Here is a 23,513-nt window from a genome sequence, read left to right on the forward strand (position 1 = left end):
CGTGCAGCCTGGCCGCATTTCAGTCCGCCGCCGTCTGCTGGCCATGCTGCTGGGCTTGTTTGCCGTCGGCCTGGCCGCGCTGTACCTGCTGGTACGCGGCTACGCCCAGCAAACCGCCGACACGACTTACGATCAACTGCTGCGCGCCTCGGTCCTGTCCATGGCCGACAGCCTGCAACTGGTGCAGGGCGAATGGCAGATGGACATGCCCTATGCCGCCCTGGCCTTGCTGGAGCAGGCCCCGCGCGACCGGGTGTTCTATCGCGTTGCGACCGGCGCCGGGTCCCTGGTTTCCGGTTATGACCTGCCCGCCGCGCCCGAACGTACCGAGGCGGCCGATACGCCGCAGCTGTACACGTCCCGCTACCAGGGCGAGCCCGTGCGCGTCGCGTGGATGGAACGCAAGATCGCCGGCCCGCGCAACGCCGAGGCCGCCGTGATTCAGGTGGCGCAAACGCGCGAAGCGCGCAACGCATTGGCCGACAGCATCTTGTGGCAAGGCACCCTGGCGCTGATCGGGTTCACCGGTGCGGCGCTGGCGCTGGCCTATTGGGGGCTACGGCGTTCCTTGTCGCCCATCCAGCGCATCGAACGGGAACTGGCCGCGCGCAGCGCGTCCGACCTGCATCCCATCGCGGCGCCCGTGCCCGAAGAGCTGGACACGCTGGTGCAATCGCTGGACGGCTTCATGGCGCGCCTGTCCGACAACCTGGACACGCTGCGCCTGTTCATCGCCGAAGCCGCGCACCAGTTGCGCACGCCGCTTGCCGCGCTACACGCCCAAATGGAAGTGGCACTGGACGAAGAAGACCCAGGCGAGCAACGCCGCAGCCTGTTGGCGGTGCTGCGCAACGCCGAAAAGCTGTCGCGGCTGGTCAACCAGCTGCTTAGCGACGCCAGCGTCATCCACCGCAGCAACGTCAAGCAGTTCCAGCCCGTGGACCTGGCCGAGCTGCTGCGCCAAGCGACTTACGACACCGTGCCGCAAGCCGATCCCGTTCCTGATGTGCGCCTGCACCTGCCTGCCGCCGGCGCAAGCCCGGCACCGCGCGTCCCGGGCGACAGCCTGATGCTGCGCGAAGCCTTCAAGAACCTGATCGACAACGCGCTACGCCACGGATCGGTTGGCAAGGGGGATGCCGGCGTAGCGCGGGGCGAGGAGGGGGACGGGAGCATCGACGTATCCAAAGACGGCCGCGTCGACAGCCGCATCGAAGGCCACATCGACAGCCGCATAGAAAGCCGCATCGAAGACTCCGCCCACGACCACATCGACATCACGCTGGACCAACATGGCAGCGGCTGGCGCGTCACCGTTGCCGACCACGGGCCGGGCATCCCACCCGCCCTGGCCAACACCGCTTTCGAACGTTTCGCCCGCGGCCCCAACCCCCGCACGCCCGGGGCGGGGCTGGGCCTGTCCATCGTCAAACGCGTCGTCGACATCCATCAGGGCACGCTCAGCCTCAGCAACCGCGTGGGCGGCGGCCTGGAGGCGGTGATCGTTTTGCCGGCGGAGCGTCGCGATGCGTAACGCACGTACCTGGCACTGGGCCAAAAGGCTGCTTGGCGCGGCCGCCCTGCTGCTGCTCAGCGGGGCTCATGCCGCCACGCAGGCCGCCGAAGTCAGCCGCGACGGCCTTACGCTGGGGCCGGCCGACAGCAGGCAGGTGCTGGTGCTGCACGCGTCCAACAGCGTGCAGGTCTTCAAGGGCGTGCTGGAAGACTTCAGCCAGATGAACCCTGGCATCCGGCTGGAATACACCGAACTATCCACGCAGCAGCTTTACCAGGACACGGTGCATCGCGCCAAAGAAGACGCCTTGACCAAGCGTGGCCCCGATCTGATCATCAGCAGCGCGATGGATTTGCAGACCAAGCTTGTGAACGACGGCTACGCCCAAGCCCATGTCTCGCCGCACACCCGCGCCCTGCCCGCCTGGGCGAACTGGCGCGACGAGGTGTTCAGCATTGGCACCGATCCCATCGTCATGGTCTACAACACCGACAAGCTGGATGCCGCGCGCGCCCCGCACACGCGCCGCGAGTTGCTGTCCCTGTTGCAAGCGCCCGACCGGCCGTTGGCGCAAAGCATATCGACGTACGACGTGCAAGGCAGCGGCATCGGCTATCTGGCCGCCACGCAAGACACGCGGCTGGACAGCATGGCGGGCGCACTGCTGGCCGCGTTCGGCCGCAACGGCGTCACTACGCATCAGTCCACCGAAGACGCGCTGGACAAGCTGGAGCGCGGCGAGGTCACGCTGGCGTACAACCTGCTGGAATCCTATACGCGCCACCGCATCGACCAGGGCGCCAGGCTTGCCATCATCTATCCGCAGGACTACACGCTGATGCTGTCGCGGTCTGCCATCATTCCCAAACAGGCGCCGCGCGGCGACCTGGGAGCGTTGCTGCTGGATTACCTGCTGTCGCCGCGGGGGCAGGAGATGCTGGCCAAGCAATCCGGCATGCGGCCCGTCAACGCGTCGGTCATCGCCGAAGCGGGCGTGCGCCCCATGGCGCTGGGCGTCGGGCTGATGGTGTACCTGGATGCGCTGAAAAAACGCCACTTCCTGGATCTCTGGCGCGCGGCCATCCTCGCGCCCACCGACGCGCGCTGAACGCCTGGTGATGGAACTGACCCGGTGCGCTTGCACCGTTGGCGCGGGCATGCCGTCGCCACGGCCACGCAGGCACATGGAATTTTCCCACTATCGCAAATTCGCGAGCATAATTTCCGTTGGGGCCAACGGCATCCGCCTGCTTTCTCCAACGCCGTCCCCGCACTGATCCGGTTTCCGCCAGCGCATCGCCGCTGCGCGATGGCAAGGCAGCACCGTACCGGCTCCCGTAGCCGCGCCCGTTTTCGCACCTGTAGCCGCACCCGTAGCCGCGCCGCGCAGCCGCTCCCTGGTGGTACGCAGCAACGCCTTTGCGATTCAGCCCCGTTGGAGACACCATGGTCGAGCATCAGCTAGCCTTCACGCGCGCGATGGACGCCGTACAACACCTGGCCGATCCCAATCCCCCCTGGCAAGACATTCTGCGCACCGCGCGCGATCTGGTAGGCGCGGACAGCGGCACGTTGATCGTCTTTGACGCGCGCAACCGTCTTTCAAACCTGTCCGCGATCGGTTTCTCGGACGCCTGCTTTGCCGACTACCAGGGGCACTACTACCGTCACGACGTGCTGGAGCGCGATTCGCGTCACGCCCCGGCCGGTACCTGGCTGGACACCGCGCGCATGTATAGCCGTTCGCAGCTACAACGCACCGAGTTTTACGCCGACTTCATGCTCAAGCACCGCATGGCGCAAATCCTGTCGCTGATCGTCGAATCCAACGCCGTGCTGCACGCATCGATCGGGTTCCAGCGTTCCACGGTTGACCCCAAGGCCAGCGAACGCTTGCAGTCCGGCAATTTCGGCCAATATTTCCGCACCCTGCAAAGCCAGTTGGGTCAACGGGAAAAAGCGTTGTCCATTGGTTGGAAGTCAGTGGAAAGCGCGTTCTCGGAAGTCAACGAGGCGGTGCTGCTGATCAACCAGGACGGCATGGTGAACAAGATGTCGGCGCTTGCCCGGCAGCTGCTGGACGAGGCGCGCGGCTGGCGGGTCCAGGGCGGCAAGCTGCGCCACGCCGATTCCAAATGCCAGCGTCTGTTCGACGCCCACTGCGCCGCGGCGTTTCGCGATGGCCATTCCCGCTCGCTAGCCACCACCACGGGCTGGGGCGAATTTCATTGGATGGACATCAGCGTCGCGCCCGAGTCATTGAGCCTGATCGGCGGCCGCCTGCTGCTGGCCCGCCTGCGCCGCAAAAGCGCGTTCGCCATGCCGGACGTCGACAAGCTGGAATCCGTGTTCGGCATCACCCACGCCGAAGGCGCCGTGCTGGCGGGCCTGGCCGCCGGCCACAGCGTCGAAGAAATCGCCACGCTGCGTCAGTCGTCGGTGCTGACGGTGCGCAAGCAGGTCGCGTCCCTGCTCAACAAGATGGAATGCAGCCGGCAGGCGGAACTCGTCAGGCTGGCTTCACTGCTGTAACGCGCCCCGCCCGCCCGGTAGCCGTCCGGTCGGCCCGAGCAGGCGTAATCAATCTTGGGTATGCGGTGGGCACCCATGCGGCCCTACGATGAGTCCGAAGCCATGAGAGGGAGGGGTCGCTCTCGTTATTAAGGATTCATCATGAAGACGATTCATTTGTTCAGCGCCCTTGCCCCCACCGCCTTGATAGTGGCCACGCTGCTATCCGGCCCCGCCCACGCCCAGCAGGCAGTTGCGCCCACCACCGCCACGCCGGGACCCAATATCGTCCTGACCCGCGACGACGTCATGCGCGACCTGGCCGCGTGGCGCGAATCCGGCGTCGAAAGAAACTGGAATAGCGACAACACGCCGGACATCAACAGCCCGGAATACATCGCCAGCTACAGGAAGTACGTGGACATGGTGCACCCGAGCAATGCCGTGCCGCCCATGCAGTCGCAGAGTACGGGCAAGTGGTAGGGCAGCAAAAAGCCATTCCCACGATGACGCTCAAGCCAGGTAAGACGCGACTTCTTCCGTCGTCAAATACCGCTTGAACGTCATCGATGGCGCTTGCGCGTCGTGAATGGCGCCGTTGAAGCCGGACCAGTTTCGCTTTGTGCCTTCGTCCGTTTCCAGTGCGATCAGCACGGGCCTGCCGTGCCGGGCCATGTTGTGACGCAAGGCCGCTTCGCCCCAGGCCCACAGCATGGGCTGAGTCAGTTCGCCGTTGGTGTAGGCGCCGGCTTGCAGCCATTGAAAATCCGCCGAGTCCCGGTCCATGTCTGGCTGACGGGCAGGAATGTCGCGTTTGACTTGCAGGGCTTGTGCATGCTCGCCAATCAAGATTTGCAGCAAGGTGAAAGCGTGAAAGCTGTTGTTGACGCCATGCGCTCGCGCCACGAATCCGGTTTTTGACGTGGGCAAGACCACCACAAGCTCGTCGACATAACTGATTTGCGACGCCAGCCACAAAAAATGCAGCTCTTCAAACGGAAAACTGTCGTTGGTCGTGGCCATGGGATGCAGCAGCGCCATCAGGCTGGTGTCCGCGATAAATGCTTCATGGTTGCGCTGACTGCGCATCAGCATCGCCATCATCGGCAGGACAAGCACGTCAACGGCCTGCTGCAAGGATTCCAATTCCCAACGCGTGTCCAACGGCACGGCGGCCAGCTCTGCCTGCGCGTCAACCCACGCCTTACGGTCGGCCTGGTCCACCTCTTCATCGTCCTCTTCCACTTCCTGCGCGCAGTAGGGCCGCAACGTGCGCAACCACTGGCGAAGCAGCGCATGCAGGCTGTCGAACAGAATGGCCGGATCGGCGCCATCCTCGACCATGGACCCGCATAGCAGGGCCAGGGCCGACGCCCGGTTCGGGTGCAGTTCGGGAAGAAGCGTGGCGCACGCCAACAGGTTCGCCGACGTGTAAGCCGGGTCCTGGCTCTGCGCATAGAAGGCGCGGACTTCGGAGTGGTCGAAGAACTGCTCCAGGGTGTCCAGGTCGTCGGCGGATTGGACGGGCACGGAAAGGACGCTGGCGAGATCGGCGAAAGGGGTCGGCATGCGCAGCCTTTGGAATATTCGGAAGGGGTCGCGGAAACATAGACGAGGATTCCTCCATTGGCAACACCGCGCTTGATGTCGCACACGACGCGCATCCGCAGGCAGCTCTCCGACACCTATTTCCCGACCTTTCCTCCGTGCGTGTCCCTATCCCTACTCCCCCCTGATCCCCGCCCCCTCCACCACCTGGGCCCAGTTCTCGATCTGCGCCGATACCCATTGCCTGGCTCCTGCGCTTCCCGCGAACGGCGCGCCCAGACCCAGGCTTGCAATGCTGCGTGAAAACTCCGGCATGGCGTAGACGGCCGCCAGGCTTTCATCCCATTTGCGAGCGATGTCGGGCGGCATGCCTTGCGGCGCCATGATGAGGAAAGCGAAGGCGGCGTCAAAGTCTTTCAGCGATTCCACGCCCACGCTGCGCAGGGCCGGCACGCCCGGCAGGTCGGGGTCCGGTTCGCGAGCCGAGATGGCCAGCGCGCGCATCTTGCCTGCCTGCACATGAGCCTGCACCGCCGAGGCGGCCAGGAAGCCGGCCTGGATCTGGTTGCCCAGCAACGCGTTGACCGCGCCGGCGCTGCCCCGGAACGGGATGTGCGTGGTATTGATGCCGGTGGCCAGCTTCAGTTTTTCAAAAGCCAGGTTGCCCGGGCTGCCGTAGCCGGCCGACGAATAGGTCACCGCGGTGGCCTTGGCATAACGCAGGAACTCATCCACGGTGGCAACGCCCAGGTCGGGCCGCACCGTCAGCGCCAGGCCGAAGCTGCCGGCGATGCTCAGCGGCTCAAGCAGCCGCAAGTAGGTCGCGCCGGCGTCCTTGAAAACGTGCGGATTGACGGTCATCAAGGTGTCCAGCGTCATCAACAGCGTGTAGCCATCGGGCGCGGCATTGGCCACCGCCTTTGCGCCGACGTTACCGGACGCGCCGGGGCGGTTTTCGACAATGATCGTCTGGCCCATCAGTTTGCCGGCGTGCATCGCGATGGCACGGGCGCCGATGTCCAACGGCCCGGCGGGCGAGGAATTGACGATGAGCCGGATGGGCCGGGACGGGTAGTCGGCCGGGGCGGCCCAGGCCGTTGACCCAGGGGCTGCAACAAGCATTGCCGCGACAAGCAAGGCGACAACACGGGCTGCAAGAGACGAGACTGCGACAAACCACAAGCGCTTGAACGGGTGACTCATGTTGCTCTCCGGTGTGGCGGCGGCCGGCTGGCCACCGCCTTTGGTCATGCTTCAGGCAATGGCCGTGGGGTGGGGGCTGGTTTCCGCAAGGCGGATCATTGTTTGCGACAGCGCAATCAGCAGTTCGCCGCGCCGCGCCTCGGCGGCGGGGTCGTGCCACAGATTGCGAAGCTCGTGCGGGTCTTCGTGCAGGTCGTACAGTTCGCCCCAGTCCGCGTCGGCATACACGCTGAGGCGATAGCGGGCCGTTTGCAGCGTGCGCATCCGCGTGCGCCCCGGAAAACCGAACATCGTGCGCTGACCTTCTTCTTCGATCAGCACGGCGTCGCGCAGCGTGTCGACCGCAGCCGACATCAGCGGCAGCAGGGACTGGCCTTGCAGGCCGTTGTAGGGCGGCAGCCCCACGCGGGCCAGCACGGTGGCGGCGATATCGGGCGTGGCGCATAGCGCCTGGCTGCGCGGGGCGGCGGGCGCGGCCTGCGGGTCGCGCCAGATGAAGGGGGTGCGAATCAGCCCTTGGTAATGGATAGGGCCCTTGAACAGGAGTTGGTGATCGCCGAAGAAGTCTCCGTGGTCGCTGGTGAAGATGACCACGGTGTTGTCGTCCAGCCCCGTCTCGCGCAGCGCCTGCATGACCCGGCCGATCGTGGCATCGATATGGCTGATGGACCCGTAGTTCAGCGCGATGGCTTCACGCGCCTCGCGCTCGGTGCAGGCGAACACGGCCGGCGTGTGCTTGACCGCCATGTTCAGATCGCGCTGCCGATACAGCCACGCCACATGCGGCGGCGGGTGGTGGTGGACGGCCCGGCTGGCGTGAAACGATACCGGCAGCGTTACGTCTTCCGGCCGATATTGGTCCCAGTACGTGCCCGGCGGCGTGTACGGGTGATGCGGATCGGGAAACGAGCATTGGATGAAGAAAGGTGCACGGCCGCCCGCCAGCCGCCGCAGTTGCGCAATGGTTTGATCACCGATGTAGGCGGTGGACGAGCATTCTTCGGGGACGCGCGTGCGCCACGCCTGCCGGTGTTGCGTCAGCACAAAGTCCGGTGTGGGCAGCGCATGCTCGGGCCCCCACTGCCGCCGCGCCTCGGGATGCTGCTGGGCAAGCCAGCGTGCGTAATGGCCGCCGATCTGATCGCCGTGGTCCAGCGCCAGTCGCACGTAATCAAAGCCGTAGAACGGCGTCTGCACTTCGTGGCCGGGATCGGCTCGCCATTTGGGCGCCCACTCTTGATCGTAGTCACCGCGGTCAAGCCGCCAGGCCTCGCCTTGCGACGCGGCGGCGCCTGCCGGTGGCCATGCGGGACCAATGCCCGTCATGTTCTGCAAATGCGATTTACCGATCAGCGCCGTGGAATAGCCCGCGTCGCGCAGCCGATCCACAAAAGTCGTTGCGCGCTGCGATAGCGCGATGCCGTTGTGGCGCACGCCGTGCACCGACGGCATGCGGCCCGTCATCAGGGTCGCGCGGTTGGGCATGCAGATCGGCGAGGCGACATAGAAGCGGTCGGCGGACCACCCCTGCCTAGCCAGGGCGTCCAGCGCCGGGGTGCGCAGCACGGCGTTGCCGTAACTGCCCACGTGGTCCGCACGTTGCTGGTCGGTGATGAATAGCAGAAAGTTGGGCTGCATCAGGTCTCCTTGCCACCGGCTCATACCGGCTTGGCTGTGTTGATGCGGCCATTGTGCGTAGCGGTTTTGGCGTCGAACAGAGATATGCCCCGGTTGTCGGACCCATTCACCGGTCCGCTCACCCTGTGTTTTGCCGCCCACACATGTATCCATCAGATTCGATCGGCGTGCCAACCGACCACGGCGTTACAAGCCATCCCAAAACTCAACAAATAAAACAGCTTTGCCGCGTTAACTGCTTTAGTTCTAGCAGTTGCTTGCGCGGTTGACCCGGCGGCAGGAGGCCCCGGGGCCCACAGGCATAAAAAAGCAATAAACCTGGAGGAGGAGCCATGCGTTTGTTTAATCGCAGGATCGCCGCACTGCTGGCGAGCGGGCTGATTGCCTTGACGGCGGGGTGCGCGTCAACCGGCAAGAAGGACACCATCAACATGGCCGGGCTGAGCCAGCCCGTGGAAATCGTGCGGGACCGCCATGGCGTGTCCCACATCTATGCACAGAACCAGAATGACCTGTTCTTCGCGCAAGGTTTTTCCGCCGCGCGCGACCGGCTCTGGCAGCTGGACCTGTGGCGCCGGCAAGGCGAAGGCAAGATGGCCGAGCAATTCGGGCCGCGCTTCGTCGAACAGGACCGCGCCGCGCGCCTGTTCCTGTTCCGAGGCGACATGCAGGCCGAATTCGCCAGCTATCACCCCGAGGGCCAGGCGATCCTTACTGCGTTTGCCGCCGGCATCAACGCCTACGTGGATTGGGTGAAGGCCAACCCCGACCAGTTGCCGCCCGAGTTCAAGCTGACCGGCACACTGCCCGGCTATTGGCGCCCCGAGACCTCGCTGATCCGCATTTACGGGCTGACGCGCAACCTGAATGAAGAAGTGAAGATGGCGCAGCAAGTCGCCGGGCTGGGCCTGAACGCCGTGCAAGGCCTGAGCACCTTCGAGCCGCCTTTGGCGTTGCAAGTGCCGGCTGGCCTGGACGTGCGCCAGATCGACAAGTCCGTCCTGGCGAACTACACGCTGGCGCGCAATGGCCAGAAGTTTGTCGCGGCGGACTTCCCCCAAAGCCCGCTGGCGCTGGACAAGCGCGAAGCGCTTGCCAGCGCGCTGTCCGAAGGCAAGCTGGCGTCGCTGGATCCGAACTTTGATCCGATGGCCACGCGATACGAAAGCAACAACTGGACCATCGGCGGGCAGCATACCGACACCGGCAAACCCATATTGGCCGGCGACCCCCACCGGTCGATCACGATGCCGTCGTTGCGTTACATGGTGCACTTGAACGCGCCGGGCTGGAACGTGATCGGCGCCGGCGAACCGTCGTTGCCGGGCGTGTCGATGGGCCATAACGACCGCATCGCGTTCGGCTTGACGATCTTCGCCTTCGGCGACGAAGAAGACCTGTACGTCTATGACACCAACCCCGCCAATCCCAACGAATACCGCTATCGGGGCGGCTGGGAAAAAATGCGGCAGATGGACGAATCCATTCCCGTGCGCGGCCAGGCGGCGGCGGTGCGCCAGCTGAAATTCACGCGTCACGGTCCGGTGATTCACGAAGACCCCGTACGCCACAAGGCATACGCACTGCGCGCCGCCTATCTTGAATTTCCGGGCACGGCGGCCTACCTGGCCAGCCTGCGCCTGAACCAGGCGCAGAACTGGAATGAATTCGTGGCCGGCATGGAAAAGCACTACACGCCCAGCGAAAACATGGTGTACGCGGACGTGGACGGCAACATCGGCTGGTTCGGCGGCAGCATCGCGCCGATACGCCCGCGCAACGACTGGTCGGGCATGTTGCCCGTGCCCGGCAATGGCGATTTCGAATGGCGCGGCGTCTTGCCCGGCAGCGCCCTGCCCCGCGCGTACAACCCGCCGGAAGGCTATGTTGCGACCGCCAACGAATACAACCTGCCGGCGGACTACGTCTACAAGGACATGTCGGCGCGCACCTGGGCCGAACCTTATCGCGTCCAGCGGATCCGCGAAGTGCTGGCCGATGGCAGCCGGCTGACGGTGCAGCAATCCCAGGACTTGCAGTACGACAACCTGTCGATACCCGCGCGCACGCTGGGCGGCTATGCCAAGGCGCTGAATTCCGCCGACCCGGCGCTGAACGACGCGCTGGGCCTGTTGAAGGATTGGGATTACCGGATGGACACCGATTCGCGCGCCGCCACGGTCTACGCGTTCTGGCTGCCCGAGGTCGTCAAGCGGGTGTCCGACCTTTACGTGCCCGCGAATGGCCGCGCGGCGTTCGGTGACTTGTCCACCCGCAAGACGCTGGAAAAGCTGGCCACGCCGGATGCCGCCTTTGGCACGCCGCCGGATCGGGGCCGCGACGCGCTGTTGCTGCAAGCGCTGAACGATGGCGTACAGAAACTGCGCGCCAAGCTCGGGCCGGATTCCACCCAGTGGCAGTGGGGCAAACTGCATCACATCCAGTTCGAACACAGCCTGGCCAGCCTGCTGCCGCCGGACACCGCCAAGGCCTGGGGCACCCCGCGCTATCCGGTGGGCGGCGACAACGACACGGTGCATCGGGCGACGTTCCGCAAGAGCGATTTCCGGCAGATCAGCGGGTCGTCGTATCGGCAGGTGATCGACGTGGCCAACTGGGATAACTCACGCGTGCAGAACGTGCCGGGCCAGTCCGCTGACCCACGCAGCCCGCATTACCAGGACTTGCTCAAGGGCTGGGCAACCGGCGAGTACTTCCCCATGGCGTTCAGCCGCGCCAAGGTGGATAGCGAACGCGCCGATACGCTGACGCTCAAGCCGTCGGGGAACTGACGGGCGGGCCACAAAAAAATGCCGGGTCGCTTGGGGCCCGGCATTTTTTTTGGGGTTTTGGTTGGGGTTTTTCTTGGCGTTTTGCTTGGCGTTTTTGTTGCAGTAACCGCGACTACTCGCGACTACTTTTTCGACGCGTCCTGCTCCACCACCATATCCAGCACATACACCTTGGACGGCGCGTCCGCCGGCGGGTTCTTCCAGTCGTAGCGCTTGACGCGCAACACGGTACGCACGCCTTCCTGGTGCTTGAACCCTTCGATGGATTGATAAAGCGGATGCCATTTATCCTGCGTCGGCTGCTGCACGCCCGCTTCGTTGTAGCGGCGCTCGCGCACCATCAGGCACTGGTAATCGGGAATCATGGGGTGGCTGCATTCGGCCTTTTTCGCGGCCACTTCCAGGAACATGATCTGGCCGGCGCTGCCGTACAGCGTTTCGGGCGTGGGTTCGCCAACAAACTTCAGCACGGTGCCGTCCTTACCCACCAGTTCCAGCGCGGGCTCGTGCGTGTCGCCCGACAGCGTGGCCCGCAGATCGCCTTTCAGGCGCGCATTGATCTCGGCATCCAGCTGCATCAAGCTCTGCTCGCACGCCTTCATCGTGGACGCCAGGTTATCCACCGTCAACACGCCGTTCTGGTAGCGGTAACCGCCAAATTGCGTATTGCAACCGCCCCGGATATTCAACGCATCGTTCGTGAAGGCCAGGCGCAGCTGATGCTCAACGCCCGGCTGCAACGTCGGAATCGACTTGCCGGATGCATCGGTGGCAGAAACCAGGCGCCAGTAATACGCGGGCAAGGTCAGCTGGCTGGCGGGCGAGGCGGCAGTGGTGTCGGGCATGGAAGAGGATCCTACGCTGGGAGAGGAAACCGGAGCGCAAGCGGAAAGCAGCGCGGCGCATGCGGACGCAAGAAGAATTATTTTTTTCATGGTTCGTTCCTGGAAGCCGAATGGCACTTAAAGCAAAGCGGCATTCTACGTCCGTGATGTGGACGGGTCTGGCGAAGCGCCGGGCAGAGGGTTTCAAAATCTTGCTGAGGGATGGGATTGGCGGACCCGCTATTTGCCCGCCTGAGGGGCAGTGCTTTCATACGGAGGTCGAAGGACTAACACATCCGGGTCACTAACCCCGCCATCTCGCCCCGGTGATTACAGACTGACACCTTACGTCCCGGCGATAGGGTTTCATGCCCTCCTACCCCACCTGCAACATCCCCATTTCCTCCCGCACCACGCCCCGTTGCGCCAACCCCGCTATCGCGTGTCCGATGCGTGCTTCCGCATCGGCCAAGGTACGCGACATGCCCAGCAGCCGGCACACGGACTTGATCACATCCGCTTTCGGCGCGTTGCCGGTCATCGCCAGTACGTGCAGGACGCCATTCGCCAGTTCTTGAACGCAGACATCGTCCACGCGGCGGCGCGTGGCGTCGTCGTCGCTTGCGCCGCGAAAGCCGCTCCAGGTTTCGGGGGTGACGCCGGCGGGCCAATAGAAGGTGGCCTCGCCTTCGTCTGTCTGACCCACGTCCATTGGCGTCAACGTGCGCAACCGTTCAATGATCCGAACGCCCGTGCGCTCCAGGCCCCACGCGCGAGCCACTTTACGGTGCAGCACCGTCTCGGCGATGGGGCCTTCCGTGTCGATCACCAGGCGTAATTGTTCCGCCAGCAGCGCGTTGTTGGCGCGGTTGTAGAACGCGTCAGCGCCCTCCGGGGCCGTGCTCAAATCCGCCACGCGATAGGGTGCAACCCCATGCGCGGTCACGCCGTCTGCCGACGGCCAGGCGGTATCGCCTTCTTCTGTGGTGATCACAAATTCGACGGGCGATTCATCCTGCACCGTGCGTTCCAGTTCCGCGTTCAAGCGGGCCAGGATCTTCTCGACTTCGCGTTCGGGGTTGATCCACCAATCGGTGGACCACACCCGATGCAGCGTCCAGCCCAGCCCTTCAAGCACCACCTGCCGCAAGCGATCGCGATCGCGCGCGGTGGCGCCCGAGTGGTACGCGCGGCCGTCGCACTCGATACCCATCAGATAGCGGCCAGGCGCGCGCGGGTCCACCACGCCCATGTCAATGCGGTAGCCCGAGCAGCCCACCTGCGGATGCACCACCCAGCCATGATCGCGCAGCACCTTGATGACTTGCGTTTCAAATGGGCTGTCCGGTTCGCGGCCGGTCGGCAGCGACTGCTCGACCAAGGCGCGCGGCCCTTTCAGCGCAAATTCCAGGTAATGCTTCAAGTCGCGCACGCCCGTGGCGCGCACCCGCGACAGGTCGATCTGTTCCGGCATCAGCGTGCTGTAGATCACCACGCCTTCGCGCGCGCGGGAAATGGCCACGTTCAGGCGGCGGTGTCCGCCTTCGCCGTTCAGTGGTCCGAAGTTCATCGTCATCTTGCCGGCGGCATCCGGGCCGAAGGTGATCGAGAAATAAATGACGTCACGCTCGTCGCCCTGCACGTTCTCCAGATTCTTGATGAAAAGCGGCTCGCGGGATTGCGCCGAAATCGCCTTGTCCAGTTCGGCATTGGCGCGGCGGCGGGCGTCCAGCAGCGTTTCGATCAGGGCTTGCTGCGGCTGGTTGAAGGTCACAACGCCCAATGTCTGGCGGCGGCGCGACTCGTCCAGATAGTGCTGCTCGATGCCCTGCACGATGGCTTCGGCTTCGAGGCGATTGGTGCGGCTACCGCCCCGGTCGTAAATGCCCGCAACCTTTTCCAGACGCACGGCCACGTCATCCGTCACGGGCGACGGGAAGGTGATCAGCTGCGAGTCATAATAGGTCACGTTGCTGAACGTGATCAGGCTTTCATGCTTGCTGCGGTAATGCCACTGCAAACGCAGGCGGTTCATGTCGGCGCCCAGGCATTCGTCCAGAATGCTTTCCAGGTCTTCGACCTGTCCGTCATCCCCCGCGCCGTCGTCTTCGGGCGTGGACTTGCTGAAGAAGCTGGTGGGCGGCAACTGCTTGGTGTCGCCCACCACCACCACTTGCTGACCACGCGCGATGGCGCCCACCGAATCCCACACCGGAATCTGCGAGGCCTCGTCAAACACCACGACATCAAACTGCGAATGCCCGGCGTCCAGATACTGCGCCACCGATAACGGCGACATCAGCAGGCAGGGCTTGAGCTTGGGCAGCAGCGACGGCAAGCGCTGCATCAACTGGCGCACGGGCACGTGGCGCGTCTTTTTTTGCAGTTCGCGGCGCAGTAGGCCAAGCTCGCTATCCGGGCTGACCAGCACGCCGTTGCCATCGGGCACTTTGGCAGCCAGCACGGCGGCGATGTAGGCAGACGTCAGCTTCTGGAAGCGGTCGTCGGCGTCGCGGAATTCTCGGATCTTGCGCTCGTGGTCGGCACTGGAAAACGCGCGCAGCACGGGCGTATGGTCAATGACCTTCTTTACCCACCAGTTGCGATAACTGAATTCAAAATGCGCTTCGACCTGCTCCAGCGGCACGCGGCCCTGCTCAAGCGATGCGACCAAGCCTTGCAGCTGCATCGCAATGGCCTGCTCGCGCGCCTGACGCCACACGCACCACGGCATCAGCAATTGTTTGTTGTGACGCCAGCCCGCCAGCACACCCAGGATGCGTTCAAGCGCGCCATTAGCCTCCGGCTCGCCCACCAGTGCTTCGGGCGGTTTGGCCAGCGCGTCCACTTGCGCCAAGCAGTCTTGCAGACCGCGCCACGCATCCCGATAGCCCAGCAAAGCCTTGCCCAACGGTGCCCCAGGTTGCAGCAAGGCGCGGTTTTCGCCCACCAGTGCTTGGAGCCGGGTGCGCAGGTCCGCTGCGGAAACCGGGTCGCCCGCCGCCTGCGTGACCGCATCGGCAAAGCGTTCGGCCCATTGCTCATGCCGCTGCACCTGCTCCCAATCCGTGGCCAGTCCCGTGTAGCGGTCTTGCAGCAAGCGCTGCGCGTCCGCCTTCAACGCAGCCAGCTCGCGGTCTTCGATGTTCACCAGCGCCAAGGGCGCCAGCATGGCGGTAATCGACCCCTCGTCCGGCCGCTGGCTGTCCGTGCGATAGCCCGCCAGCCGCTTGCGGATACCGCCCTTGGCGAAGACAGACTTCGGCCACCATGCCGAGCAGGCAGACAGCCACTCGGCCTTGAGCGTATTGGCGTCCAGCTCGGCCAACCGCGCGGCCCATTGCGCGCCCACCTGTTCCCAATGCGCGTTGCGCGCCTGCCCGTGACGCACCAACGCCTGCACCTGGAAGCGCGCGCCGGGGTCGTGCGCCTGCGTGGCCAAGCCGGCGGGCACCTGCGGTGCGGCGAGCAGCACGTCAGCCAGCGTATCCAGACGCGCGTAGGCGTTCAGGCTCAAACCCTGCGCCGGCACACCCAACCCATCGCCCACGGTGGCCGCCTGCGTCTGCAAGCCTGCCACCGCCTGCTCCAGCGCATGCGCCGCAGCCAGCAACGCGTCTTGCCAGCTGGGGCTCCATTCGGCCATGCCGATATGCGCCAGCGGATGGCCATGCAGCACGCCAAGCTCCTTGGACAAGGTCGACATGCGGCGCGCGGTCTCGCGCAGCTGCGCAAGGTCTTGGTATTGATGCGCCTGCGCGTCGGCCCAGAACATCGGCGACGGCTCCTTGCCCGCATTCTGAATGCAGGTGCCAATGGCGTCATAAACCGTCAGGCCGTTGGCATGCGCGTGATGCAGCGCGTCGACCAGCCCGTTCAAGTCCTGGCGCAGCACGCTCACGCGTTCGGCCTCGCGCGCCCAATCGTCGCTGGTGCGTTGCCCGCTGTGATCCAACGCACGCCCCAGCTGTTGCAACACCTCGGCTTTACGCGCCTTGGATGAATGCAGTTCCAGGCAGAACGGGCCCAGCCCGATATTGGCCAAACGGCGATGCACCACTTCCAGCGCGGCCATCTTTTCCGAGACGAACAGCACCGTCTTGCCGCGCGCCAGCAGATGCGCGATCAGGTTCGTGATGGTCTGGCTCTTGCCCGTGCCGGGCGGCCCTTCCAACACCAGGTCGCGGCCCGCGTCCACCGCACAAATCGCTTTCAGTTGCGACGAATCGGATAGCAGCGGGGTCAGCAGGTCTTGGGGCCGATAGCTGTCGTCCAGGCGGTCAAAGCGCTGATCCAAAGGCTCTTTGGCAAACGCCTGACCGGGGTGGTCAATCAGATGCTTGACGACGCGGTTGGCTTTCAACTGCTCGGTGCGGTCCTGCAAGTCCTTCCACATCAGGTACTTGGTGAACGAAAAAATGCCCAGATGCACCTGTTCCAGTACCTCCCACCCCGCGATTTCCCGCACGGCCAAGCGGAACGCCTGCAACACCCGGGCCACGTCCACGCCCTTGTCGTCCGCGGGCAAAACGTCCAGCCCCGGAATGCGCAGCTCGTAGTTGTTGCGCAGCATTTGCAGCAACGTGGGGTTGATGATGGTCTCGTCGTCGTGGCGAACCAGGCGAAAGCCGCTGCGCACCGACTGCCGTTGCAGCGAGACCGGCACCAGGATCAGCGGCGCCAGATGCGCGCTTTCCGCGCCGGGGCTTTCCGTCCAGCGCAGCATGCCCATCGCCAGGTACAGCGTGTTGGCGCCGCCCTCTTCCAGGCCGATGCGCGCCGCGCCGAAGATGGTCAGCAGGTTGGCGTCCAGCGCTTCCTGCGTAACGCGTGCGATCAGTTCCTTGTTGCCCAGCGCGTCCAGCGCCATGTCGTCCAGCGGCGCGCGCCCGCCCCGGCCCACATGCACCTCGGCCACGCGCGGGTCGCTGCCGTCCATCAGCGCGGCGGGCAGCGGACGAATACGGAATTCGCTGCCGTCGGCAATGGCGTCTTCCAGTTTTGCCAGGTCCGGCACAACAAGCGGCAAGGTGGATTTGGTCAGCTTGAAGTTCAGCAGCCGATTGCGCAGCGTCAGGTCCAGCAGGCGCGACTTCCACTTGGCCAGCCGGCCTTCCGGCGTGTCATCGGCGGGCTCCAGGCTGATCACGAATTCCGGGTCCAGCGGCGGCAGTTCGGGCGTGGGCTCGATGGCGGCAGGGAGTTCGGTGTCGTCGGCGTCCGTGGGCGCCACCGACACCCCGCGCGAAGGCAGCGGTTTGATTTGCAATTCGCGCGCGCGATGCACGTCGATGGCGTAGCGGAAGGTATTTTCTTCGCGCAGATGCGTCGCGCCCTGCTCCAACGCGCGCCGCAACGACGGCCGGAAGTTGGGATGCTGCGCGATGCCGGTGGTTTCGAAGACCAGGAATTCGCCGCTGTCCACGCGCTTTCTTACCGCCTGCACGTCATCGGTCAGCGGGTCTGCAAAGCACGCTTGATGCAGCCACACGCCCACCCAGGCGTGCCCGTCTTTCATCAGAATCACCGGACGCAATCCCGCCTGCTCCAGGCAGGACGAGAACAGCATCGCCAGGTCCAGGCACGTTGCCACCCGCGCGTCCATGATGCGATCCGGTGTGCGAATTTTCTGCCCGTCCACGCCGAACGAGGCGGGCGGTTCGGCATAGTGCAGCGATTCCGCAGCCAGTGTGCTGTAGATGGCGGACACCTGCTTCCAGACGACGTCGCGGCTTTTGGACTGGTAGCCGTTCATTTGCAGGTCGGCGTACTGCGCGCGCAGAAGCTTGGACGCCTTGCCGATCAGCCCATCCACGGCCGGATTGTTCGGCATGGAAAACGCCGCCAGCAATTCCGGCAAGGCGCGCGTGCCGGCCCATTGGTCATACGCCAACACGGATATCGGTTGCGAGGCCCGACCCAGTTCCTGCGAGCCTGACTGCACCACCACGTCAATACTGGCGCGCACGGCCTCTTGCAGACCGGCCACGTAGCTGTGGTCAGGCGTCAGGTCCAGCGGGGAAATACGGCGAATTTCTCCCGGCACCAGCACGTCAAAGCGCAGCGTTACGGGTTGGGCAAAGGCGGGGTTGCAGCGCAGCCGCACCTCGATGTTCTCGAATGTGTGCTCGGAACGGTTCGTCAGGCGCAACGTACGCACGATGGGCACCGCGTTCTGAATCGAGGCGTAGCCCAGCGTAGGGTCAGCTTCGATGTCGATGGCGATGGCGTCGATGGCATCCCGCGCGCCAGACGCCGTGGCATGCACCAGGTCAGCATGCACCACGTCGATCAGCAACGCGCGGGTTTGCTCCACGCCGGTCTGGGCCGCGCCGGTCTGGGCCGCGCCCTCCTGGATCGCCGGGGGTTCCAGGTCTTGTCGCTTATCCATCGATATCTCTCGGTTCGTTCCGCGCGGGCCGATGCCGGCAGCGAAAATCTGCAATGCCGGATTTTAAGACGCGATGGCGCCTCTGCCCTCGGGAAACAGCAAGTTTTGCGTATCGGTTTGAATATCGATGGCATGAGGCCCGAGGACCCCATGCGTGCGCCATGCCAGCCCCCGCCGCCTGGCTATTGCGCCGGCGGATACGCCGGGTCGGTCAGGCAGGCCTGCACCCATTCTGCATCGTCCGACGCATCGATCTCGCCATCCAGCTTGGGCAGCGGCGTGTCGGCATACACGTACTGGGGCGCCTCGGGATGCCGGTTCCAGTTCGCCTTGGTGTCCGCGACGGTCGCGCAGGCTTCGTCGGCGCTATTGAACGAGCACGACGCGATGACGCGCGGTTTGCCGTCAACCACGTTGGCGACGTAGCGCTTGGTGTAGACGGCGCCCGACGCCCAGGATTCGTCCACCGTGCACACGCGGTCGTTGTTCTGGTAATGACGAATCGCAAAGCACTCGTAGTCGACATAATCGTGCGGCAGCACGTCGCAAGTCGTCCAATAGCCGGCGAACGCGCCGCCCGTGAATTGCGATTGAAACTTCTGCTGCTGAACCGCCCTGCTAATGATCGTGGGCGTGGTGGCGCCTTTGCCGGTTTCCTTGAACTGCGCGCTGCGGTTCTCGATCAGCTCGCGCGCAATCTCGCCGGCGGTCTTGTCATCGGGCACGGTGTCCGGGTCGCCCAGCAAGCGGTCCAGCGCACGATCGCGCGCGGCCAGCCACCGCTTCTGGCTTGCGACCAGCATCGCGCGGATGCTGTCGTCGGGCGCCTGCTTCAAGATCGCCTGGTAAGCGCGATTCAAGTTCGCATCGGCCGCGACGGTGGCCTTGTCGGCGCAGATCAGCTTTTCGACGGCGGTAGCCGCCTTGGCGCAATTGATGGCCATCGCCGGTGCGGACAGCGCGAACACGCCGGCCAGAAAAACGCCCTTCACCGCGTTCAGTGTGAAACGTGCCAATGTCATTGCGTCTTCTCTCTTTGCGTAAGCCGGCGGGGCCAGCGTGGCGCCGGACACCCGGCGTGCCATTCTGCATGAAATCAACTTACAGAATAGAAACAGAGTTCAACGTTCTGAAACGTGCACCCGCGCTATCCTGCGCCGGCTTCCTCAACCCCTAACACGCTTCCCTTACCCATGCGCATCCGATTCGCCTCGCTACTGTTGCCCCCCCTGTTGGCCTGCGCGTCATATGTGCCGCAAGCATGGGCAGACACGACGGTGCCGTCGCTGGACAAGGCGCGCGGCGCCATCCAGACGGAAGACGCCCGCCGGATGTACGACAGCCAGATGAGCGGCGCGCCCCAACCGGACGGGTTGGGCGTTGCGCTGCCCGACGGCTTCACGCGTGAATTCCTGGTGCAGCAACTGGCCCCGGGCCAGGATCCCAAGCGGCTGCTGGTCGCCGGCGCAAAGCCGTGGGGGCAGCGCCCGGGCACGTTTGTCGCAATGGTCTGCCTGGCGTCCACGCCCGAACGCGCGGCGCAGCTGATCAAATACGGTGGCGGCGAATGCGCCGACCTGTCCAGCGACGACGACAAGAACGGCGTCTGGTTTGGCGTGTTCGGCACGACGCCGGGCGCCGCCCCCACGCTGCTGGCGCGCACCAACGGCCCGGTCAAGACACCCACCGACTGGCGCGATACCGATATCGACCTGCCCCAGGACGTGGCATCGGAAGACGCCAACGCGCCGTTGCTGTCGGTGCCCACCGAATGGAAACGCTTCGATCTGGCCGCCTACAAGATCGCCCCCGGCGCCGTGGCCTTCGGCGTGCGCGCCGGATGGAGCGAAGGCTATTCAGGCGGCGGCGCCAACTTCGAGGCCCTGTACCTGTTTCACATCGACGGCCCCACGCTGCGCGTGGTGTTCGCGCAGCCCATGTCCTTCTTCAAGTCCATCGCGGGCGACTGGCATCCCGACGGCACGCGCGATCACGACATGTCCGACGCCAGCAACCTCCTGATTGTGCTGCCCGAGAAAACCGACGGCTACTTTGACCTGCAACTGCGCCAACAAGGCGGCAAGTGGCGCAAGACGTTGAAGTGGTCGGCGGCCGAGCGGGCGTATCGGTGATGCTTAATGGATCGTGCGCGCCCCTTTGCGCGCGCGCTTGATCTCGTACATGCGCGCATCGGCCAGGCGAACCGCCGCTTCGGCATCCAGGCCGCGCGGGTCCACGGCCACCACACCCACGCTGGCTCCTTCGTAAGACACCACGGCATCGCCTAGCTGGTAGCGCCCTGCCGTGGCCGCCGTGGCGCGTTCTTCCAGCGACCGCGCGGCTTCCATGGCGTCACCCCGTTGCGCGGCGGCGCCCGCCGTGGCGTCCATGCGATCCAGCTCGGGGCCTGGCCCCACCAGCACGAATTCGTCGCCACCGATGCGGCCCAGCATGTCGGACGTGCGCAAGGCGGCGGCGACGCGGCGTGCGATCTCCTGCAAGAACACATCCCCTTGCTGATGGCCGTACGTATCGTTGATGCCCTTGAAACCATCCAGGTCGATCACGCCCACCAACACGCTGCCGCCTTCGCGCAGCGCACGCTGCTCCAGACGTTCCAGCTCTTCGTACAGGGCACGGCGATTCGGCAGGCCCGTCAGCGGGTCCGTCATCGCGTAGGACATCAGCTGGACGTTGGCCGAGTGCAGTTGTTCCATCAACATTTCGCGTTGCAGGAAGTTGGCAATCACATTCGAGAACAGCTTCAACACGGACTCGGCCTGCGGCGCCAACTGCAATTGGCGCGCGCTGGCGGCGCACAGCGTGCCCAACAGCTGGCCTTCGTCGGTACGCACCGGCGCGCTGACGTAGGTCTGGATGCCCAGCTGGCGCGCGGCTTCGGAATCCGGCCAGCAATTGGCCACGTCGCTGGTGCACATGCGCCCGTCTTCCAGGGCGCGCTTGCACAGCGTGTCCGACCATGGCACGGACAAGCCTTCGGGAATCTGCAAATCGCCCACGTTGCGGGCGTAGCGCACATGCTGCAAATCGGCCTTCAGATCGATCTCGGTCAGGTACGTGGATTCCAATCCCGTCACGCTGCCCAACATGTCCAGCAAGGGGCGGGTCAGTTGCTCGACCGTTTTGGCTTGGGGCAAGGATCTGGACAGCCCGGCAAGTATCGGATCCATACGGCATCTCTCCTTCAAGCGCGCTTGCTGCCGCGCGGCAGCGCTGCCGGCCCAAAGGAGTCGGGCCGGACAAACGACCATTATGCACTTGTCGACAATTTGCGCCGGCCCATGAAAAAGCCCGCCCTTCCTGTGTCGGAAGTGCGGGCTTGCATGGCGTTTTTGATCAGGCCACCGGCGCCTGCGTCACGTCAGGGCATTCAGCCAACCACGCGGAAACGCTCGGCATCGTCCATGAAAGGCTTGTCGCCAAAACCGTTCTCGTTGGAGCCGAACGGCATTTGCGCGCGCAGCTTCCACGAGGCCGGCACGTTCCATTCACGCGCGACCACGCCGTCGATCAGCGGGTTGTAATGCTGCAAGCTGGCGCCGACGTTGGCGTTGGCCAGGGCTGCCCAGGTGGACAATTGAGCCATGCCGCCCGACTGCTCGGACCACACCGGGAAGTTGTCGGCATACAGCGCGAATTTTTCCTGCAAGCTGCGCACCACGTCCTGGTCTTCGAAGAACAGCACGGTGCCCACGCCGGCGGCGAAGCTCTTGAGCTTGGCTTCGGTCTTGTCGAAACCTTCGGCCGGCGCAACCTTGCGCACTTCTTCGATGGCCAGGTCCCACAGCTTCACGCTTTCATCGCCAAACAGGATGACGGCGCGCGAGCTTTGCGAGTTGAACGACGAAGGGCTGTGCTTGATGGCTTCCTGGATCAGGCTGGCCAGTTCTTCTTTGGAGGCCGACACATTACGGCCCAGCGAATACTGCGTACGGCGCTTCTTGAGTGCCTCGAGATAAGCGTTGCTCATGGGACTTGACCTTTCGACTGGTAGATAGGGGGTGGTATGGGAACGAATTCTAACGGTCGAACCGTGACACGCGCACTAGCAGCACGACCAAAACGGCTGGTTTTGGACGGAACAAACTGTTCTATTCGTGGAACGAGCCGGGTTGATAGTGCTGTTTGACGGCATCCGCGGCGCTGACGGTTCGCAGCATCCAATCCCGCAATGCGCATACCCGGCGGTCGGACGCGCTGGCCGCCGGATACACCAGGTGATAGGCGTATTCCGGCGCCACCCGAACCCCAACATCGAACAGCCGGACCAGGCGGCCGGCTTGCACATCGCGTTCGACCAGTTCCCATTCCACCAAGCCCACCGCCGCGCCATCCATCACGGCTTGCACCACGTGGCTGGATTCCGCGAAGGCGACGCTACGGCTATCGTCGAAGCCATCAACGCCCGCCGCCGCCATCCACATCGGCCAGTTCGGCCAGACAATGCCGCCGGGCCGGCAGTCTACGTAGCACAACGTGTGGTTGAACAAGTCCTGCGGGCGACCCAACGGGCGGCCAGATTGCAACAGCGCCGGGCTGCACACGGGAACGACGACGGTATGAAACAGCCGATGGGACACCGCACCGGGGTAATCGCCCGCGCCGAATCGGATGGCCGCGTCCACATCGTCAGCGGCAAAGTCGCGCACGGCATCGCTGATGTCGAACGTCAATGCCAAGCCGGGGTGTTCGGCCTGAAACTGAGGCAGGCGCGGCAACAGCCAGTGCGTTGCAAAGCGCGCGCCCACTGACAGCCGCAGTTGGGCATCGCCCCGCGTCAGCCGTCGCGCCTTGGACACCGCCTGCTGCAACGTGTGCAACGCGTCGGCAGCGGCGTCGAACAGCACCGTGCCGGCAGGCGTCAATTGAATGCTGCGGCTGGTGCGCGTGAATAGCACCACGCCCAGTTGTTCTTCGATCTCTTTGATTTGATAGCTGACGGCTGCCGGCGTCAGCCCAAGTTCGTCGGCAGCGCGCGTGAAGTTCAGGTGACGCGCTGCCGCTTCCAGGGTACGCAGAGCACGGGTGCCGGGCAGCAGGCGATTCATGATCTTCAAGCCAAATTTGAT

The 23,513-nt window shown here is 64.5% G+C and carries 15 protein-coding genes; 6 read left to right on the forward strand and 9 right to left on the reverse strand.

The window, feature by feature from the left end; translation table 11 throughout:
- The first annotated feature begins 1 nt into the window (after position 1).
- The 4 genes from AC0Z35_RS16490 to AC0Z35_RS16505 all read left to right on the forward strand — a co-directional run bounded on the left by AC0Z35_RS16490 (position 2) and on the right by AC0Z35_RS16505 (position 4,510).
- Positions 2 to 1,534, forward strand: coding sequence for a sensor histidine kinase N-terminal domain-containing protein (locus AC0Z35_RS16490; RefSeq protein ID WP_485132291.1), 1,533 nt, complete (start codon positions 2 to 4; stop codon positions 1,532 to 1,534).
- Positions 1,527 to 2,624, forward strand: a complete 1,098-nt coding sequence (locus AC0Z35_RS16495) for an ABC transporter substrate-binding protein (protein ID WP_485132290.1) — start codon at positions 1,527 to 1,529, stop codon at positions 2,622 to 2,624. Before AC0Z35_RS16490 ends, AC0Z35_RS16495 begins: the two co-directional genes overlap by 8 nt.
- Positions 2,625 to 2,962: 338 nt before the next feature.
- Positions 2,963 to 4,048, forward strand: coding sequence for a helix-turn-helix transcriptional regulator (locus tag AC0Z35_RS16500; protein ID WP_485132289.1), 1,086 nt, complete (start codon positions 2,963 to 2,965; stop codon positions 4,046 to 4,048).
- 141 nt (positions 4,049 to 4,189) lie between these two features.
- Positions 4,190 to 4,510: a DUF4148 domain-containing protein gene (locus AC0Z35_RS16505; protein ID WP_485132288.1), complete on the forward strand. Its 321-nt coding sequence runs from the start codon at positions 4,190 to 4,192 to the stop codon at positions 4,508 to 4,510.
- Positions 4,511 to 4,540: 30 nt separating this feature from the next.
- On the opposite strand, the gene AC0Z35_RS16510 is transcribed toward AC0Z35_RS16505, so the two are convergent.
- The 3 genes from AC0Z35_RS16510 to AC0Z35_RS16520 all read right to left on the reverse strand — a co-directional run bounded on the left by AC0Z35_RS16510 (position 4,541) and on the right by AC0Z35_RS16520 (position 8,416).
- Positions 4,541 to 5,596, reverse strand: a complete 1,056-nt coding sequence (locus tag AC0Z35_RS16510; protein WP_485132287.1) for a hypothetical protein — start codon at positions 5,594 to 5,596, stop codon at positions 4,541 to 4,543.
- Positions 5,597 to 5,749: 153 nt separating this feature from the next.
- On the reverse strand, positions 5,750 to 6,778 hold the full coding sequence (locus AC0Z35_RS16515; RefSeq protein ID WP_485132286.1) for a Bug family tripartite tricarboxylate transporter substrate binding protein: 1,029 nt from the start codon (positions 6,776 to 6,778) through the stop codon (positions 5,750 to 5,752).
- A 51-nt stretch (positions 6,779 to 6,829) separates the two neighbouring features.
- A complete protein-coding gene (locus tag AC0Z35_RS16520) occupies positions 6,830 to 8,416 on the reverse strand; it encodes a sulfatase family protein (RefSeq protein WP_485132285.1) in 1,587 nt (528 codons plus the stop codon).
- A 332-nt stretch (positions 8,417 to 8,748) separates the two neighbouring features.
- On the opposite strand from AC0Z35_RS16520, the gene AC0Z35_RS16525 reads away from it, so the two are divergent.
- Positions 8,749 to 11,208 (forward strand): penicillin acylase family protein, encoded by a 2,460-nt coding sequence (locus AC0Z35_RS16525; RefSeq protein WP_046807043.1) that lies wholly within the window; start codon positions 8,749 to 8,751, stop codon positions 11,206 to 11,208.
- Positions 11,209 to 11,330: 122 nt separating this feature from the next.
- On the opposite strand, the gene AC0Z35_RS16530 is transcribed toward AC0Z35_RS16525, so the two are convergent.
- The 3 genes from AC0Z35_RS16530 to AC0Z35_RS16540 all read right to left on the reverse strand — a co-directional run bounded on the left by AC0Z35_RS16530 (position 11,331) and on the right by AC0Z35_RS16540 (position 19,445).
- Positions 11,331 to 12,053 (reverse strand): META and DUF4377 domain-containing protein, encoded by a 723-nt coding sequence (locus AC0Z35_RS16530; protein ID WP_240434041.1) that lies wholly within the window; start codon positions 12,051 to 12,053, stop codon positions 11,331 to 11,333.
- 355 nt (positions 12,054 to 12,408) lie between these two features.
- Positions 12,409 to 18,423 (reverse strand): DUF3320 domain-containing protein, encoded by a 6,015-nt coding sequence (locus AC0Z35_RS16535; protein ID WP_485132284.1) that lies wholly within the window; start codon positions 18,421 to 18,423, stop codon positions 12,409 to 12,411.
- A 182-nt stretch (positions 18,424 to 18,605) separates the two neighbouring features.
- Entirely contained in the window at positions 18,606 to 19,445 is an 840-nt protein-coding gene (locus AC0Z35_RS16540; protein ID WP_046807040.1) for a lysozyme inhibitor LprI family protein, read from the reverse strand.
- 171 nt (positions 19,446 to 19,616) lie between these two features.
- On the opposite strand from AC0Z35_RS16540, the gene AC0Z35_RS16545 reads away from it, so the two are divergent.
- Positions 19,617 to 20,555, forward strand: a complete 939-nt coding sequence (locus AC0Z35_RS16545; RefSeq protein WP_485132283.1) for a hypothetical protein — start codon at positions 19,617 to 19,619, stop codon at positions 20,553 to 20,555.
- A 3-nt stretch (positions 20,556 to 20,558) separates the two neighbouring features.
- Here AC0Z35_RS16545 and AC0Z35_RS16550 read toward each other — a convergent pair whose 3' ends face one another.
- The 3 genes from AC0Z35_RS16550 to AC0Z35_RS16560 all read right to left on the reverse strand — a co-directional run bounded on the left by AC0Z35_RS16550 (position 20,559) and on the right by AC0Z35_RS16560 (position 23,492).
- On the reverse strand, positions 20,559 to 21,614 hold the full coding sequence (locus AC0Z35_RS16550) for a sensor domain-containing diguanylate cyclase (protein ID WP_104142906.1): 1,056 nt from the start codon (positions 21,612 to 21,614) through the stop codon (positions 20,559 to 20,561).
- Positions 21,615 to 21,814: 200 nt separating this feature from the next.
- On the reverse strand, positions 21,815 to 22,414 hold the full coding sequence (locus tag AC0Z35_RS16555; RefSeq protein WP_046807037.1) for a nitroreductase family protein: 600 nt from the start codon (positions 22,412 to 22,414) through the stop codon (positions 21,815 to 21,817).
- 121 nt (positions 22,415 to 22,535) lie between these two features.
- Positions 22,536 to 23,492 (reverse strand): LysR substrate-binding domain-containing protein, encoded by a 957-nt coding sequence (locus tag AC0Z35_RS16560; RefSeq protein ID WP_219991829.1) that lies wholly within the window; start codon positions 23,490 to 23,492, stop codon positions 22,536 to 22,538.
- Positions 23,493 to 23,513: the final 21 nt, after the last annotated feature.

It is taken from the genome of Achromobacter sp. 1L-A-4-B-C2 (assembly GCF_057291955.1).

Coding starts and splice junctions, on each gene's coding strand:
- AC0Z35_RS16495 (WP_485132290.1), top strand. CDS start 1,527: ATGCGTAACGCACGTACCTGGCACTGGGCCAAAAGGCTGCTTGGCGCG.
- AC0Z35_RS16500 (WP_485132289.1), top strand. CDS start 2,963: ATGGTCGAGCATCAGCTAGCCTTCACGCGCGCGATGGACGCCGTACAA.
- AC0Z35_RS16505 (WP_485132288.1), top strand. CDS start 4,190: ATGAAGACGATTCATTTGTTCAGCGCCCTTGCCCCCACCGCCTTGATA.
- AC0Z35_RS16510 (WP_485132287.1), bottom strand. CDS start 5,596: ATGCCGACCCCTTTCGCCGATCTCGCCAGCGTCCTTTCCGTGCCCGTC.
- AC0Z35_RS16515 (WP_485132286.1), bottom strand. CDS start 6,778: ATGAGTCACCCGTTCAAGCGCTTGTGGTTTGTCGCAGTCTCGTCTCTT.
- AC0Z35_RS16520 (WP_485132285.1), bottom strand. CDS start 8,416: ATGCAGCCCAACTTTCTGCTATTCATCACCGACCAGCAACGTGCGGAC.
- AC0Z35_RS16525 (WP_046807043.1), top strand. CDS start 8,749: ATGCGTTTGTTTAATCGCAGGATCGCCGCACTGCTGGCGAGCGGGCTG.
- AC0Z35_RS16530 (WP_240434041.1), bottom strand. CDS start 12,053: ATGCCCGACACCACTGCCGCCTCGCCCGCCAGCCAGCTGACCTTGCCC.
- AC0Z35_RS16535 (WP_485132284.1), bottom strand. CDS start 18,423: ATGGATAAGCGACAAGACCTGGAACCCCCGGCGATCCAGGAGGGCGCG.
- AC0Z35_RS16540 (WP_046807040.1), bottom strand. CDS start 19,445: ATGACATTGGCACGTTTCACACTGAACGCGGTGAAGGGCGTTTTTCTG.
- AC0Z35_RS16545 (WP_485132283.1), top strand. CDS start 19,617: ATGCGCATCCGATTCGCCTCGCTACTGTTGCCCCCCCTGTTGGCCTGC.
- AC0Z35_RS16550 (WP_104142906.1), bottom strand. CDS start 21,614: ATGGATCCGATACTTGCCGGGCTGTCCAGATCCTTGCCCCAAGCCAAA.
- AC0Z35_RS16555 (WP_046807037.1), bottom strand. CDS start 22,414: ATGAGCAACGCTTATCTCGAGGCACTCAAGAAGCGCCGTACGCAGTAT.
- AC0Z35_RS16560 (WP_219991829.1), bottom strand. CDS start 23,492: ATGAATCGCCTGCTGCCCGGCACCCGTGCTCTGCGTACCCTGGAAGCG.